This window comes from Nitrosomonas europaea (assembly GCF_900167395.1).
Classification (GTDB): Bacteria; Pseudomonadota; Gammaproteobacteria; order Burkholderiales; family Nitrosomonadaceae; genus Nitrosomonas; species Nitrosomonas europaea.
The window spans coordinates 1-17,099 of sequence record NZ_FUWK01000032.1; the positions used below are offsets into that span (position 1 = coordinate 1).

15 protein-coding genes are annotated in these 17,099 nt (G+C 45.2%); 2 read left to right on the plus strand and 13 right to left on the minus strand.

What is annotated here, in order from left to right; all coding sequences use genetic code 11:
- Together B5D58_RS09960 and B5D58_RS09965 are read left to right on the plus strand one after the other, a co-directional pair.
- A partial coding sequence (locus B5D58_RS09960) for a transposase (protein ID WP_143779568.1) occupies positions 1-294 on the plus strand: 294 nt, incomplete at its 5' end.
- 154 nt (positions 295-448) lie between these two features.
- Positions 449-1,570 (plus strand): sugar-transfer associated ATP-grasp domain-containing protein, encoded by a 1,122-nt coding sequence (locus B5D58_RS09965; protein WP_011112338.1) that lies wholly within the window; start codon positions 449-451, stop codon positions 1,568-1,570.
- A 7-nt stretch (positions 1,571-1,577) separates the two neighbouring features.
- Here the strand turns inward: B5D58_RS09965 and B5D58_RS09970 are convergent, their stop codons facing one another.
- The 13 genes from B5D58_RS09970 to B5D58_RS10030 all read right to left on the minus strand — a co-directional run bounded on the left by B5D58_RS09970 (position 1,578) and on the right by B5D58_RS10030 (position 17,070).
- Complete coding sequence (locus B5D58_RS09970) at positions 1,578-2,663, minus strand: sugar-transfer associated ATP-grasp domain-containing protein (protein WP_234989057.1); 1,086 nt, start codon at positions 2,661-2,663, stop codon at positions 1,578-1,580.
- An 18-nt stretch (positions 2,664-2,681) separates the two neighbouring features.
- A complete protein-coding gene (locus B5D58_RS09975) occupies positions 2,682-3,755 on the minus strand; it encodes an ATP-grasp domain-containing protein (RefSeq protein WP_011112340.1) in 1,074 nt (357 codons plus the stop codon).
- Between the two features lie 66 nt (positions 3,756-3,821).
- Complete coding sequence (locus B5D58_RS09980) at positions 3,822-4,709, minus strand: GNAT family N-acetyltransferase (RefSeq protein ID WP_234989058.1); 888 nt, start codon at positions 4,707-4,709, stop codon at positions 3,822-3,824.
- 50 nt (positions 4,710-4,759) lie between these two features.
- Positions 4,760-5,752, minus strand: a complete 993-nt coding sequence (locus B5D58_RS09985) for a polysaccharide deacetylase family protein (RefSeq protein WP_011112342.1) — start codon at positions 5,750-5,752, stop codon at positions 4,760-4,762.
- Between the two features lie 48 nt (positions 5,753-5,800).
- Entirely contained in the window at positions 5,801-7,735 is a 1,935-nt protein-coding gene (locus B5D58_RS09990; RefSeq protein WP_011112343.1) for an XrtA/PEP-CTERM system amidotransferase, read from the minus strand.
- 12 nt (positions 7,736-7,747) lie between these two features.
- Positions 7,748-8,911 (minus strand): TIGR03088 family PEP-CTERM/XrtA system glycosyltransferase, encoded by a 1,164-nt coding sequence (locus tag B5D58_RS09995; RefSeq protein ID WP_011112344.1) that lies wholly within the window; start codon positions 8,909-8,911, stop codon positions 7,748-7,750.
- Positions 8,912-8,927: 16 nt separating this feature from the next.
- Positions 8,928-10,508 (minus strand): exosortase A, encoded by a 1,581-nt coding sequence (gene xrtA / locus B5D58_RS10000; protein WP_011112345.1) that lies wholly within the window; start codon positions 10,506-10,508, stop codon positions 8,928-8,930.
- 80 nt (positions 10,509-10,588) lie between these two features.
- Positions 10,589-11,785: a TIGR03087 family PEP-CTERM/XrtA system glycosyltransferase gene (locus B5D58_RS10005; RefSeq protein WP_011112346.1), complete on the minus strand. Its 1,197-nt coding sequence runs from the start codon at positions 11,783-11,785 to the stop codon at positions 10,589-10,591.
- A 6-nt stretch (positions 11,786-11,791) separates the two neighbouring features.
- Positions 11,792-12,808 (minus strand): FemAB family XrtA/PEP-CTERM system-associated protein, encoded by a 1,017-nt coding sequence (locus tag B5D58_RS10010; RefSeq protein ID WP_371937211.1) that lies wholly within the window; start codon positions 12,806-12,808, stop codon positions 11,792-11,794.
- A gap of 59 nt (positions 12,809-12,867) precedes the next feature.
- Positions 12,868-13,716, minus strand: a complete 849-nt coding sequence (locus B5D58_RS10015) for an XrtA system polysaccharide deacetylase (RefSeq protein ID WP_011112348.1) — start codon at positions 13,714-13,716, stop codon at positions 12,868-12,870.
- Complete coding sequence (locus B5D58_RS10020; protein WP_011112349.1) at positions 13,713-14,546, minus strand: XrtA/PEP-CTERM system-associated ATPase; 834 nt, start codon at positions 14,544-14,546, stop codon at positions 13,713-13,715. Before B5D58_RS10020 ends, B5D58_RS10015 begins: the two co-directional genes overlap by 4 nt.
- A gap of 14 nt (positions 14,547-14,560) precedes the next feature.
- Positions 14,561-16,135 carry a TIGR03016 family PEP-CTERM system-associated outer membrane protein gene (locus tag B5D58_RS10025; protein ID WP_011112350.1) on the minus strand — a complete coding sequence of 525 codons (1,575 nt, stop codon included), beginning with the start codon at positions 16,133-16,135 and terminating at the stop codon, positions 14,561-14,563.
- A complete protein-coding gene (locus B5D58_RS10030) occupies positions 16,135-17,070 on the minus strand; it encodes an XrtA-associated tyrosine autokinase (RefSeq protein WP_011112351.1) in 936 nt (311 codons plus the stop codon). The genes B5D58_RS10025 and B5D58_RS10030 overlap by 1 nt, the downstream gene beginning before the upstream one ends.
- Positions 17,071-17,099 lie beyond the last annotated feature (29 nt).

Below are 17,099 nucleotides of genomic sequence, written 5' to 3' on the forward strand. Positions count from 1 at the left end.
GCTCTTGATCTGATCAGCGGGTTCAGGCCCTCGCATGTTCTGGCGGATAAAGGCTACGACAGCGATAATATTCTCGACGCCATTGCCTCCATGAAGGCCGTGCCTGTCATCCCACCGCGATCAAACCGCAAAATACGAAGAACGTATGATCGCGAAATCTATAAATGCAGAAATATCATTGAGCGCACATTCAACAAACTCAAGCATTGGCGCAGACTTTCAACCAGATATGACCGTAAAGCTATTTACTTCTCCGCCTTCATACATCTGGCTGCAGCAACTTTATGGCTTTAAATGTCGATTCGACCTAGACACGATCTGACACCTCGATGCCCGGCATCACTTCCATCTGGTTTAATCCCAAGTTGATTAAGCATTCTGATTACCCTCATAATGTGTCACAAACGCGTATATCCCCAACATGGAACAGCATTAGTATTTATTCGTTATGAAAAACTTTATCAGGAAGTTGATACGAGCACTCACAGCTATCAGGCTTGAAACCGATCGCTACAAACATTCAACCCTACGTATAATTATCAATTGGCTCACCGCATTCCTTAAAGATTTATTTTCAGCTCAAGAAATTCGATTATACGGACTTGCTGATCCCGAAGATGGTGCTAATCGTATCCGACAGTATGTTTCGAAGGAAATGGCAGATCGCTTTTACCGTAAATATAATCCTGGCGCTGCGGTTCCAAACATTGAAGATAAATTTATTTTTACCACCCTATGCTTACAACATCATCTGCCTATTCCTGCAACTTATGGTATTTTCAAACAAGGTATTGTTAAAACATTTGATGAAAGAATTTTTCAGGAATCAAGTAGATTCCGGGATTTTATTCGAGAATTAGAACCTGGAGAATATCTACTTAAACCCAATAATGGAATGCTTGGACTGGGATTATCCATCTTGGAGATAGACGATCAAGGCAGCCTGAAATTTCAAGGAAAATCCATTACTGCAGACGATCTTTATAGAGAATTATGCTCTATCGAGGTCACACTTCCTGCATCGAGCAAAGGAGATTCTGTTGACATGGATTTTGAGGGATTGCTGTTTCAACAGCGCATAGCCAACCATCCGGAAATTACAAAACTGACTGGATTTAAAATGCTGCAAACGATCAGAATCTGCACGCATGTAACCGATAATAATCAGGTTGAGATACTTTTCGCTTTTATGAAGCTTGCTGGCCAGGAAGGCCTAGCCGATGCCTTTAATCTTGGCAAAACCGGTAATATGCTGGCAAAAATCGATCCAGCCACAGGCAAGTTTTGCAATGTCTATGCAATGGATCAGCAGCAAGGCTATCTTGTAGAAACCACTCACCATGCAGTAACACAAGCAAATTTGCTAAATTTTACCGTTCCTCATTGGCAGGCATGTTTGACGCTAGCCATGAAATTATCCACCACTTTCCTGCCATTGCGTGCAGTCGGATGGGATATTGCCATTACTGACAACCGCCCTGTGGTACTCGAAGGCAATGACAACTGGGTGCCTGTTGTCCCCTTTGATATCAACATCGATAAGCTCAAGCAATACAAACTGAAATCTTGATAGAAATCTAGTTCACGAGAGGCGCATTCAGCGCCATAAGCAATTGACATATAGCCTGCATACTCCCCTCTTGAGGCGTTAACGGATCCCAGAAGACATTACCTTCAATTAAAAAAGGACCCTCATTGGTCACCGCAACATCCCAACCGATAGTCCGTAATGGAGCAAATGCTTTCTGGGCATTCAGAACAAGCACTACACATTGATTCCAGAAAGGAATTGTAAATTCTGTTTTCTTTCCACTGATATCTTCAATATAGTCATAACGCACCAGATACTTTTTTATGTGATCATACTTAATGAAGCTCTCAATTTTTCCGTACTCATCAATTAAACATAGACGCCCATTACTTATTCCCCATGAAAAATTATCAATCAGGTTTCCTTGTTTAGGAAACTTGATTTTTCGAATAATCAGTTTGGGCTGACCATTTTCATCAAGACAGGTAATCAAACGCAAGCTTTGCAAAACTGTATTCCCCGTAAATTCCGCAATAGCTTGATGACTGTATAACCTTTTTTGCAAGATATATCGATCAGGGTTTTCAGCTAGTATTTTCTTGAATACATCACGTAATGACAAACTTAAATCGGTAGTAAATCGATGTACACCATCCACAAAATCCAAAGCTGATACCCCTTTACCATGGTAACCATAGACGGGCTTCATAATAATGTCAAAAGGATAACGAGCCAATCCATCCAACAAATTATTTTTGGTCTCAATGCCCTGCCCATTCTCCCAATAGGATTGGCCATTTGGGTCAAAAACTGCTACTAATTCGGGAACAGATAAGTTGTTCTTAATACAGTGATGATGAAATGCAATTTTATCTTCCGTTAGATACCAATGTGAAGCAGGATTCACTTTTTTCTGTAAATGCAGAAAGCATTCTTTACTGATCATCCCATTACGTTCTTCATTATTCCAGGATGGGTTAAGCAAATCTTCCATGAATATCTCCACTGGCGAATACTGCTCTGATGTCGCCAGCTGAAGAAAGCGCAGGTAGCTCGCTATTTTTGGATAATGATTAACTCTGGTTATCTCATTTACCTGCTTGACAGCAGCATACAATTTTTGAAGTTTCACTACGATATAGAGTATGGATTAGGTTAGTTTTGAATATAAATGAGGAACTGGATCAGTTATTGCTTGAACAAATCCGCGCACACTACCCACCGAGAGATTTTTCCAACCTTTATGTGGTAACAACAATTGCTTCCATAAGGAACCAGCCAGACAATAGCGCCCTTCTCCAGATTTTTCAGAAATTTTAGGCAACGTCCCTGTTTTTGTGTAATGAATGCCCATTTCGATAAAATTTAATCCCTGCCACATCGAAGCAGAAATGGTATACCAAGCTCTGGGATTACATTCGATCACATATAATTTGCCATCACGTGCATCAATACGCATGTCAAAATGAGCCAACCCCTCGTAATGGAAAGCTTGAACCAATCGTGTAGCAATCGCATGCATTTCCGGATGTTGAGTAAACTCAAGTACCCCATCTTCCAGCCAGGATTGGACGGTATTGCACAGTATTCGATCATTCGCAGCCAGAATACTGATATCGATATCGCGCCCCGGTATATACGACTGTACAATCAACGGTAATTGTGCGTAGTGTGAGTCCTGTTCGATATACGTACGCAAAGCTTGAAGATTATCCAAACGCACCACCCCGTGACTAGACTCAGCCTCTAATGGCTTTACAATGAGTGGAAAACCAACTGGATCAAGAGTGCTGGTATCAAGCTGATCAGAAGATGTCAACAGGATTGTCGGAGGGATAGGCAATCTATATTTCGCACAGGTTTGTGCAAAAGACCACTTATTATGTAATGTATCCAGTATCACCTGATCACTACAAGGAAAGCATGGTAAATCTGGATAAGCCTTTTTTGTGGCCGCTAAGAACGCCGCACTGCCCATGTCAGATGGCAATATGATATCAAAATTCTCCCCTTGAACTCTCTCTCTCAGTAATTGCTGAGTCTTTACAGATGGCAGACCATCCTGCCAAAATTGAACCTCACTATGTCCATCCGTATAACGAGAATATTTAAGTATTCGTGCACCGCGCGGCCCCGCTGTCTGAACAAAAGCATTCATGCCCTTCAAGCAATATAATACCTTCAACCCCAATGGACCAGATTCACAGAGCAACAATACTTTCATGATATTTACATATAATCCAAATAATAAGACGATATAAGTTTAAGTAAAAACTACTCTGACCTTAATCTAGGCCTTGGATCGAAATAGTTTTTTTATGGCCGCTTTCACACCAAATTTATCCAGCATTCGAACAATGCCATCCGATAATTTGTCGCTGCTCGCATGCAGTGCCACTTTGATTAAATTGAGCCAGGTACGCCGAAAATAATACACATCTGCACAATATTGATTGTTGGTTGCAAAAAATGCCTTATGCGCACCTTCTCCCTCGGTAAAATCAAAGATTTTTATATGACTTGCCGTAAACATACGCTGCAAAGCAAAATATTGCAGTAGAGTACCGGGAGACCAACGTTGATATTCCGGGTCATGACCCACGTATTCGTAGAGAGCAATCCCGTCATGTACTGGACAATAAATATAAGCGATCGGCTTTTTCTGATAAAAAAGAAGATAACCTCGTACGTTATCCTCAGCAGCAAGCGCTAGCATATTCTCTTGAAATTGTTGATCAGAAGGTAAACCACAATCGAGCAGCCGCTCCTGATAAGTTTTTTGTGAAACTTCCATTGCCAGCTTATAAAATTCATGCATTTCTTCCGGTTTGCAATATTCCCTCCAATCTATCTCTCCTCCTGATAACTCAGCAAATCTTTTTATTTTTCGCAAGAGTGTGTTTCTGGATTTGGCAGAAAATTTTTTCAGATAATCTTCAAAATTGCCATCAAGTACGACCCAGTATCGTCGATAGCTTGAAGGAATATACTGAATCGCTTGGGGCAATATGCTTAGCTTAGCTAGCGATGATTCTATCGGATGAGAACGTGTCACTACTACGTCAACAGAATCTCTGAATAATTTTGGAAGCTCTGCCGGTACGGTTGGATGGATAGGAAGTTTAGTGAAATGAGTTTTCAGTACGCAGGCATTCAATGGCCAGGCGAGAACACTCATTTCTCCCAATCGCACAGTGAAGTTTATTGATTGCCTGGACCATTCTTCCATCAGAAAAACCTTGAATGGATCTGCTCAGCATAACGCTTAATCGTATGATGCAGACGAGAATATAAAATTTTCTGTGGCCTTATTTCAGGAATCGTTATTGGATCAAGCTCGGAAAACAGAGTAGTTCTAAATTTATCGGGATGATCAGATAAAAATTTACACAAATGATTAAAGCGACTGATATTCAATTTATCCGGCAAACTTAATTTACCGATACTTCTGCCTTTAACTAGCTCAAAACTATGCAAGACAATTACAAATGAAAACCAGCCTTGTCGCCAGGCATTGAGTAAGACTGTTTCCATTTCTTTTGTAGAACATGCTGCCAGTTGGACATGTCGCCAATGGTTTGGATAATCCTGAAAAAAAGAAATAGGGAATTCCCATACACCCTCAATCTTACATGGCTGAAGCAACTGTTCATTCAGATCAATCTTGCAATCTTCGCCCAGATAGCAAGAGTTATAGCTGGAATCAAACAACAGCTTATTTTGTGCTACAGCGCGTAACGTATCCCGATTAGCACCATAACCTCCAGCGCGAAAGGCATGTAGTTCTTTTACGCCAGCTGCCTGAAGACTGCGTATTCCCTTTGCAATTAAGGTCACCTGCTCATCTAAAGTGAATTGATGCATGTATTGCTTAAAATGGACAGGAATAGTTGGATCATAAATTTCACTGAGCCATTCAGTATGCAAGTGTAGCTGGACTTCCTGGTCATTACGTTGAATCAAATCAACTATGTCTGCAAGATGATTGCTGCCAATCCGGTCAGCAAACAGTGGCTCCAGAAAATAAGTGGCTTTTAATCCATACTGATTAAATCGCTCAATTTGATAAGGCAGCCCGAATTCACCTTCAGATGTTTTGCCATAAAAGCATGCAGCAATTTCTTCATCAAACGCTATTTTATACGGTGACAAGGCACGTACCGGCCAGCCATCGGAATAAGGCCATAGCTCAGTGTCAACGGTGAGATAAACGTTCAACATTGAACTCCTGCCCCCCAGTCGAGAATCCTATGTTTTATTAAATCAATATCAGGCAACCTTTTTATCCTGCCCGGTATATGACATATTCCCCATACTAAGTATGTTGCGCAAAAAAGCCTCAAACATCAATAGTGTCCAGATAGGTGCACTGTAATCCCGTCTGCCGGATTGGTGCTGGTCAAGCATTTTTTTGATGAATCCCATATCAAAAATTCCGGTACCAGCCAGTGTATTGCCCAGTAACGCAGTGCGCACACGTTCACGTAATGGGCCGCGGAACCAGCTGGCCAATGGTACTGAAAAACCCATCTTGTTCCGGTAAAGCACTTCGTTCGGTAAATAGGGTTCCAGTGATCTTTTGAGAATATATTTTCCTTCCTGTTGACGTAACTTCATGGAGGCAGGCAACCCCGAAACCCATTCGACCAGTTCATGATCCAGCAGCGGGACCCGCACTTCCAGTGAATGCGCCATACTGGCACGATCCACCTTGGTCAGAATATCGCCCACCAGATAAGTTTTCATATCCAGATACTGAATCAGTGATAAAGCATCTTTTGTCGGGCTTTTATCCGCATAATCACGTAATACCTCTACCGCCCGATAGCCCTGCAGATCACGATAAAAATCCCGGGTAAATAACTGCATACGCAGCTTATTATCCAGAATGGATACGCTGTGGAAATAACCTTCCACGGAATCGCGCGCAAGTGATTCAAATGTAGTTTTGGCACGCAGGAATTTCGGTGCCCAGTCCGCCTTAGGATAAACACTGCCCAACAGACCAAATAAAGGTTTACGCAATCCCAATGGTAATTTTGAACGCAACCGTTCCTCTATCATGTGCCAGCGATAACGGCGATAACCGGCAAAATTCTCATCTCCTCCATCTCCGGAAAGCGCTACTGTCACCCGTTTCCTGGCTAACTCACAGACACGATAAGTCGGAATAGCAGAGCTATCAGCAAATGGTTCATCGTAGAGCGCAGCCAGTCGATCGATGAGATCAAAATCATCTTGCTGAACCTGTTCAGTAAAATGCCGGGTCTGGTAGCGTTCAGCAACCAGCCGGGCATAATCCGATTCATCAAAAGCGGGATCGGAAAAAGCGATTGAACAGGTATTGACCGGTTCTTTCATCAGCCCCCCCATCATCGCAACGACAGCACTGGAATCCACTCCACCGGAAAGAAATGCACCCAGCGGTACTTCACTCATGAGGTGACTATCCACCGCATTTCGCAATCGGAGAATCAATTCTTCTGCAGCTTCCTCTTCACTCAGAGAACCGTGCGGTGTAAACGGTATATCCCAGTATTCGCGGGATTGCACAGTCTGTTGCCCACGCTGCAATGACAACAGATGGCCAGGATTCAGTTTGAAGGCATTTTTAAAAATAGTTTTTGGCTCGGGAATATAGCCATAAGCAAAATAGTCTTCTATCGCCCGATGATCGAACGTTTTGTCAAAATCCGGATGAACCAGCAAGGCTTTGAGTTCCGAGGCAAACAGAAATAATCCGTTATCCAGCAGGGTATAGTAAAACGGTTTGATACCCAGCCGATCACGTGCCATGAACAATGTTTGCCGGTTACGATCCCACACACCAAAGGCAAACATACCACTGAAACGTTCGACACAACGTTCACCCCATTCTTCCCAGGCATGTACGATCACTTCCGTATCGCAATGGGTACGAAATCGATGCCCCAGCGCTGTCAACTCTCCGACCAGTTTCTGGAAATTATAGATTTCACCATTGAAGACAACGACCACGCTGCCATCTTCATTGAACAATGGCTGCTGACCGCTGGATACATCCATGATCGACAGGCGACGGTGCCCTAATCCCAGCCCTGATTCAACATATACCTCTCCTTCATCCGGACCGCGATGCGTCAGTGTTTCATTCATGCGATGAAGCAGATTACGGTCGATCTCACTTGTACTGCGCGTATCAAATACACCTGTTATGCCACACATATTTTTATCCGGTCAGTTGATCGTTTCAGTTTTTGATTTATAACCCAGTACCCGATCATAAACCGCAAGATAACCATTTGTCATTGAACGCATACTGAACTGCTGCTCAATGATTGCTCGTGCATGCTGTCCGTGCTTGTATACCGCGGTATTATCCTGATGATATTGACTTATTGCACGGGCCAGCGCGACCGGGTCTCCCGAAGGCACCAGACGGCCGGTTTCCCCCTCCAGAACCAGTTCGGTATTGCCTCCCACTCGAGTTGCAATAACCGGCAGGCCACTCGCCATGGCTTCCAGAACAGTATTGGAAATTCCTTCCCCCAAAGAGGGCAGTACGAACACATCCATTGCCTGCATCAGCTGAGGAATGTCGTCACGTTCTCCCGGAAGCCAGGCAAATTGCTCAACTCCGGCTGAGCGCAGCATGGCCTCGCATTCTGCTCTCGCCACACCCTCTCCTGCAATGATGAGCCGTAATGGCCTGTCGATTTCAGATAATTCATTTCGCAACATCAGAAAAGCCTGTACCAGTGTCGGAAAATCCTTGACTGCCGCCATTCGGCCAACACTCCCCACAACGAATGGCCTGCCAGCGAAGAAATCCGGAGGAAATATCTCGACCGGAACAGTGCCACCTGGATGGAAACGCAGATGTTCCACGCCGTTATAAATCTGGTGTACTTTCACTGGAGATACCTTCACCGTATCAATCAACCAGTTTTCCAGATCTTTACTGACGGTAATGAAGTGGTGGATAAACGGGCGAATTGCCTTGCGCAACAGATTGTATTTCCAGTTTTTACCGTCGAGGTCAAAAATATCCCGGCCATGTTCCCCATGCACCCGTGCCTTCACACCTGCCACAGCAGCAACCACCTGCGCTTCCATAGCTGTGAGATTACGCGTGTGCACGATATCCGGCTTAAGTTGCCTGAACACTCTGTAAAGTTTGCCGTAGACACTGAAATCTTTTCCTTCGCGTTTGTTCAGCGCAATGATCTCGACATCATCCCGGTTAAGGCGTTTGTGAAATTCCGAGAATCCCTTGAGGCAAATGATGGCATGCCGGTAACGATCCGCAGGAATATGATTGATCAGATTCACCAGACCATTTTCGAGCCCGCCTACTCCCAGATGAAAAATCACATGCACAATCAGAGGAGGATGGGACATTACTCTGATCTCCGCCTCAGTCAGTCTGTGCGCTGTGAACAGCCTGAAGTTTCCCGGCAATCACTGGCTTCATATCAGCCATAAACTCGCGCAGTACTGCTGCAGCCTCTTCCGGATCATGCTCATAGCCCGCAGCAATGATGATCTCGGCGCCATCATCTCCATTGCCCCAAACTCGATTTAGCGCCTGAATCATTTTGGCAACGTAAGGGTCAGCCGTTTCATAGCCGATCAGCCAGAACCACCTCCAGATCAGCAAGCGCTCTTTCGAAGCATGTAACTGATTCTGGTGCACAGTGAACGGTGCATCACCCAGCGAAATATTCCGCTTGCTTCCATCCATATTTCGCCACCTGCTGTCCCGGTCACTCACCAGAACATTGCTGGAACTGACCAGTTTGTTATTCTGATCCTGATTCCGGTAATATGTTATATAAAGACCAACATGTTTATTTTCGCGATAGAAATGACCAATGAACTGCCTGGGAAAACCAATATAACCAGGTATCCAGTCAGTAAGAGAAGCTGAGGCCGTACTCCATTTACCGGAAAGATCTGCCACACTGATTTCCGATATCGGGCGTACATCGGATTTATTATTCAAATAATTCAGATAAACTGGCCAGATCATGGCGACTGCCACCACCAGTCCAGCCATGCCCAACGTTGATTTAATCGGGACGGAAGAAGATTCCAGACTAGCTGAGGAAGAATTTTCAACTGATACGGTTTCATCAAGATGATCTTCCCGCCAGAATGAGCCGATCCAGAACAGCAGCAACATGACCAGACCAAAAAAGATCCAGCCATAAACCAGATGATCGACACCAACCGCCAGTTGCATATCACTGAGATGACCGGTCATGACGATCAGATATGCGCGCACCCCGTTGGCAACGATCGGTACTACGATCGAAAATGCAATGAATATCAGTCTCCGGCTGATACTGTGGTAGGTCAGATAGGCGTAAAGTGTTCCCAACGTCACCGAAGCAATCAGATAACGCACTCCGCTACAGGCTTCCACAACCGACCAGTTACCGCTGGGAATACTGAAGAAACTCCCCTCACGATAAACCGGAATACCAGTTGCCTGTAACGCGCCAACGGTAAAATCAGCTGTAAAATCAATGAGAGGTGGAATGAATATTTCACCGAATGGTACAGCAAACAGCAGATATGCAAGTGGAAACAGAATGGCACTAAAAGCGCGTAAACCAAGCAAAGCCCAGACGATCACTGGTATCATCGCGACCAGAGCGTACTGTTCCACCACCACAACACTTGCAGCAGAAGCCAGCAACCACCCCGCCCCCAGCCCGACCAGCACCGATAATGGCATATAGTCAGGACGGTATTGAATCGTCGATAGCATTGCACGCTTTTTCCAGATCATGTACACGCTGAACGGGAGGATCAGGTAACCATGAGCATAGGTATCAGACCGGTTCCAGATAGCTACCATCGATTCGACGGTTGTATGATAAATACCCAGGATGACGGCGATTACCAGCAAGGTGATCAATGCTGTCACACTTCGCCCGTTAATCATTCTGCTGCCGACAGCAGTACGTTGTGATTGAACTGTAATATTCATGGCAGAACCATCAGTCAAAATAACCTTCCGCTAATGTATCTGGATATGGCAGAAACGGCCCATTTTTACTGAACCTTAACCTAGGGTGCCGCAAGCAACGCATCGATTCGTGACAGATTAGCCGGCCAGGTGTAATCCTGCAGAACTCGTTCTCTCGCCAGTCGTCCCATGGTTACCTGTTCATCAGAGTCGAGAAGCAAGAGAATCTGCTCAGCAAAATCCCCGGCATCCCCAGCCACGATCAGTTCCTTCTCTGATACGGCATGAATTCCCTCCATTGCCTGTACGGAAACAACAACAGGTTTTTGCATGGCCATTGCCTCCAGCACTTTGTTCTGGATACCCCGCGCAATCCGCAAGGGAGCAACTGCCACTGCTGCATGTATAAGATACGGCCGAATATCCTCTACAGCGCCGGTCACATAGATCCCCGGCAAATCTGCCAGCATCTGTACCTGTCTGGCGGGTTTAGCACCCACAATATAAAAATCGACATCCGGCTGTTTCGTGCGTATCGCAGGAAATACTGAATTTGCAAACCAGCTTACTGCATCGATATTAGCCCAATAATCCATGGCACCTGTAAACACCAGCACTTTCTTTGCAGCCGGATAAGGATTGAGATAACTACGCTGAGGGGAAAAAAAATCGGTATCGACACCATTATTGAAGAATGTCGTCTTACTTGCTGCATCCGGCGCAAGCTGCCGGAATAACTCCGCCTCTTTTTCCGAAACAAAAGTTGAATGGCTGAATTCTTCCGCCACTTTCCTTTCATAATTCAGCAAATATCGTGATTCCCTGTGATAAATCCGGTTGAACGGCCACTGCTTTGATAAAGCGTACTGCCGCCATTTATCCGAATCCACATCAACGAAATCGATGATGCGCCGACAACCAGATAAATGTTCAACATACTGCGCCATGGCAGAAGAGAAAACCACAATATCCTGTATGGATTCATTGCTGAACAGCGCTTTAATCCACTGCATCAGCCTCGCGTCGCGATAATAAGCCAGTGTCAGCGGATCATTCCCGAACAACGCAAACAGGCTTCTTATCCTGGCCGACAGCGGATTCAGCCTGACAATGCATACATCCTGACAATACTTTCTGACTTCATCTTCATACTGCCAGTCTTCTTCATCATCAATGAACGTTCCCAGGTACACACGATAACGCTTGCTGAGGTGCTGCAGAAGATGAAAAGAACGTATCTTGTCTCCCTTATTGGGTGGATAAGGAATTCTGTGTGTCAGATAAAGGAGTCCCCGCATCCTTTCTTAACCCAGATTTTTAACGATATGCGGGCCGAGCATATTGGCCAGAGCCAAAGGCATCTTCTGCCAAGCCTTGATAAAAAGCTGATACTTTGGATTAAGCGGATTATGTTCAGGAATCGTTTTTGCTTGATGGAGCTGGTATTCATAAAACAACGGCTGCGGCTCAAACCCCCAGTTCTTTTTAAAACTGTATGATCCGGTTCCTCGCTTGCTGCGTCCGAAATCGAAAACCCGGTAGCCCCGTTCACAGGCACGCCGCATCAGTTCCCAGTACATGAAATCATTACCCGCCAGATCTCGAGCCGCGTCCGTTCCACCGCCATAATAAGGCAGCACTTCATCCCGGAAATAGAAACTCATGACTGCGCTGACTACATTTTCATCTTTAGTGATAATGAGCAGCTCACAATCTTCTGCAAAAACACTTTTCAATAACCGGAAATATTTGCGGGAAAAAACTGGTGTACCCAGGCGATGTACACTGGCTGAATAGGCTCGAAAAAAATGGTCGGTATCCTGATCCAGATAGCTCTGCAACTCATATTTCATCCCTTTACGTACCATGGCACGCTGCTTGCGGGGAATTGCCAGCATGTTTTGCTCTACATCAGAATCCATGGTTTTGCGGAACGTAACGTATAAATCTTTAGTGGGCCAATCGTGGTGAAAAGGGTGAAGATGACGATATTCCAGATAATCAACCTTCAGATATGTTGCCAACATCTGGGCTGCCTGATCAAGGCGGATTCGTGCGTCATCTGATATTGCAGCAATACCACCATACACACAAAATGGCAAAGCACTCAGGCTGTGCCCGAATAACAAACTGTCAATCTCTGCCAGAGGCAATACACCTTGAATACACCCGCCCTCTTCTATATACAGGAACCAGGTTTTATGCCCGAAAGCTTGTTCTATCACCTGCTTCCATCCGGCACGGTGAAAAAAGGTCGCTTCAGGACAAGCCATGATGAACTCATCCCAAGCCTGGAATTTATCTGGGGATAACACAGAAATCCCGGGTAATGCGCCTGGAAACAAATAAGGCGTATTTTGCACAATAGAACCGCTGAAACTCACACCGACTGTCGCAGGAAAATCTGATCCATACGCCCCCAGTCGAAATGTCGGATCAGGGCATCGAGCCGTTTTTCCATACGACCCAGATTAAGGTAATGACGAAAACGCGTCTTGAAGCTAATTCCCACTTGCCGGGGCTGATCGGGATCGATCTCCCATGGGTGAAAATAAAAAATTGCAGGTTGACGATCAACTGAGTTGACTCTCTGCAAAAACCAGCGCGAAACCGCATAGGGCCAAAGACGGAAATAGCCGCCTCCACCTGCTGGAAAATTACGATCCAGCAAGCGTACAGTAGTTACCGGTAATTCAAGTATTTTCCGGGAGCCAGTCGGATTAAAGGCAAAACGCGGAGCGTCCGGCATACCGTAATGATCATGCTCTACCGGATAAATACTGGAACTATATCGATAGCCTGCTTCTTCCAGGTAATCCAGCGCCCAGAGATTATCTTTATTGATAGAAAAACTGGGGGCACGATACCCCCAGACAGACTGCCCACCAATATCTTCCAGCAGGAATTTACTGCGAGCAATATCATCATAAAACTGCCCGCGGCTCAGCTCAGTAACACGGTGATGGGCATAACCATGACTGGCCAGTTCATGGCCATTCTCAACAATTCTTTTCACCATGGACGGATAACGCTCTGCTATCCAGCCCAATGTAAAAAAAGTGGCCTTGATTTTATGCTCGTCCAGCAACACGAGAATCCGGTCAATATTGCGCTCGACTCTGCATGGCAAACTATCCCAGGATGAACGCGGAATATACCGGGCAAAAGCCGATACCTGGAAATAATCTTCCACATCAATGGTCAACGCATTACGGATCATAAGATTCATTCAGGAGAAACCGCCAGATCAAACTCTTTTTGAATATCGAGCATTACTTCATTCGCTTCAGCTTTACCCAAAGTCTGTAATTCTTCCAAACACCCCATGATCAGCAATCTGTCACAAAACAGATTGATTTTACGAGGAATCCCGGCAGAAAAATTATGTATCACTTCAAAAATCTCATCCTGCAGTACAGGACTTCCATTCCAACCGGCTTTTTGAAGACGATGTTCGATATAGGCCCTGGTTTCCGCCTGATCCAGCGGACCCAGATGATAGGTGGCAATCACTCTCTGGCGCAGTTGCTGCATTTGACTGCCGAGCAACGTCCTCCTGAACTCTGGCTGGCCAAGTAAAAAGGTTTGTAACAAAGGCCTGTTATCTGACTGAAAGTTCGATAACATCCGCAATTCTTCAAGTGTCTGCGGAAGAAGATTTTGTGCCTCATCAACCACTAGTAAAACTCGTGTACTTTCCCGTTCACACTTACGCATAAATCGTTCGAGCTCGAGCAGCAATGCAGCCTTGGACAGACCTTCATAAGAAAGGCCAAAAGCAGCAGCTACCATTCTCAAGGCATCATCCGGGTCCAGCCGTGTACTCACCAATTGTGCAGCCGCCACCCGCTCTTGCCTCAACTTCTGGAACAGGTAGCGCATCAGGGTTGTTTTGCCAGCGCCTACATCACCCGTAATGATGATAAAACCATCTTCCTGCGAAAGGCCGTATTCAAGATAAGCCGCAGCACGTTTATGGCCTCGACTGGGAAAAAAGAAATTCGGGTCGGGTTTTAACTGAAACGGCTTCTCAGCAAAACCATAGTAGGCTAGATACATAAAATTTCAATTTTCTAAAAATTCATGTTCAAAGTAGCCGTTATCGCATTGGCATCATAGCTGCCGTTATTGCGATTAGACTCACGGTGGAGATGATAGTACATGATCGACCCGCTGATATTAGAAGTAAATCGCTTATTCAAGCCGGCCGTCACTATTATGTTGTCATCTTCCTGACTGGTTACATCATAACTGGTTCTGATATACCCCAGATTGATATTGGCATTTGTTCTGGGAGACAACCGGTGATTCCACAATAGATTGCCTCCTGTCTGCGTAGTATCTCTAGTCAATGCTGCATTCTCGATACCAATCAAATCAGCATCTTCCTCATCTGAACTGAATGATTTTCTGGAATAGCTAAATCCACGAAATACCAGCGAATTCTTCTTACCATTCAAAGTAAGCGAAGCCTGTAAACGTCTAAGCAAAAACAAACGATTGGTCAGAAAATTATTCGGGTCAGAAAATGAGAGCGGAAGCCCCTGGTTCAATAATGCGTCTCCTCCCTGAATGCCGGAAAATAATTGACCCAACATAGAGGCACTCAAAATTGAACCACCAGCCAGAGATTGCTGACCGAAAGTAGTGATATCCTCTACATAACTCAGATTCCATACTGTACTGCGAGTACGGTGATCAACTGATGCTGCATAAGTATTACCGAAAAATCTTTTCCCTCCTGACGCATCAATTTTCGTCCTTTTGGTAGGAGTCCAAGAAAAACCAACTGTCCATAATGGGCTGGATGTCCGCCCTCTTATCGAAATAAAACTGTTGCGCTCATATCCCGCCGTACCGATCAGGCTAAATTGTGACGTCACTATATATCTAAGTGTGCCAGTAGTCCGCTCCAGCTCGATCGTTTGCAACCTCCCAAGATTGGATCTGGCATACTTTCTGTCGATCTGTGTATGACTGTAATTGACTCCCCAGCCAAGCGTCCTGAACGCCGAACCGCTATTCAGAGAAAAAATTGCCGCATCAGAGCTGCTATTGGAGAAACTATTGGCATTCGAACTGACTTCACCGTGAACGTAGCGAACTTCACCTGAAGCAAGATTACTGAAACGCTGGCGCACATAGGGACTGATATTCCACATGTAGATATTTCTCCGATTTCCCGTCAAAACGGCATTATCCGGCGCCTGTGGCCCAAACAAGAAAGCATTCTGCTGGGAGATTGTAGCTCGCCCATCTACAAAAAAATGATGCTTGATAATTTCAGCAGTGGCATCAGTATTCAATTGATTCCGTATCCGGAATCGCTCATTTTTTGCGTAAATGAGATTATTCAAAGTGTAACTAAGATTCGATTTAAAGCGACGCCCTTCACCGGTTATACTTACCCCCGGGTTAATTTGTGTAATAAACTCCCCTCCTCTGCCAGCTCCACCAAACCCTCCGAAACCTCCTCCACCTAACCCCACGTTATCAGTATAAGTCTCGCTGACTGTTAACCGTGGCTGAATATTCCACTCTGCTGCACTTACCTGAAACCCCCAGCTACTCAATCCAACAATACAACCAACCCTCAGACACATCCTCAAACGGGAGAAATTGTCATTACCGCACCCAAATGATTTCATCAATAATAGCCGTAGTATTCGGTGCTGCCATGTGCTCTGGCTTTGTTATAAATGAGGTTAACTACATCGCATGCCTCAATCTGCTGTAAAGCCTCTTTTACCGTCTGCTGAGTTGTCCTCTCCGCCTCGACTACCAGCACGATTTGTCCCATCTGGCTTGCCAGCACTCGCGCCTCACTGGTCAACAATAATGGGGGAGAATCAAAAATCACCACACGATCATGATAGCGTTGCGCAAGCTCTACCAGAATAGAATGCATACTCTGGCTGGCCAGCAATTCAGTTGCATGTGTATGGCGCCTCCCTGCCGGTATCAGCGTCAACTTCTTTATATTGGTTTTCATCATCACATCAGATATCGACAGCTGTGAATCACGAAGCATATCCAGCAATCCCGGTTCTTCCGGACTAAAGCCCAAGGTTGCAGGAATAGAGGGACGCGCAACATCAGCATCCACCAGCAAAACCCGATGGTCCATTTCCATTGCGATACTCATTGCCAAATTCAGTGAGCAGAAGCTTTTCCCTTCTCCGGACAAAGAGCTGGTAACCATGATCAGGTTACCGTTCTTTACTCCACTGTCCGGGTTGAATGCGTTAGCAAGTAACGGACGCTTTATCAGCCGAAACTGTTCAGCTATTTCAGATTTAGTATGGTGAAGCGTGACAACACCCTTACGGTGCAGATTTTCCAGATCGACTTCGATTCTTTTAACTGTCTTTTTTGTGTCAGCAGCTTTATTAATCCGATCGGCTCCCACCTCTTCTTTGATAATCCTGCCGTGCCCAGTTTTTTTACCCGGCACTCCATCAGATGAAAATAACGAATCGGGGCCGATTCCTTCACGAGAATCATGCTGCGACACACTGCCTGGCATAAAGCCATTCATATCATTCTTTACAAGCTTGTCCGCAGCCCTTTCTATCAGGCTCATATCCACTCCATCATTATATTACAACCCTT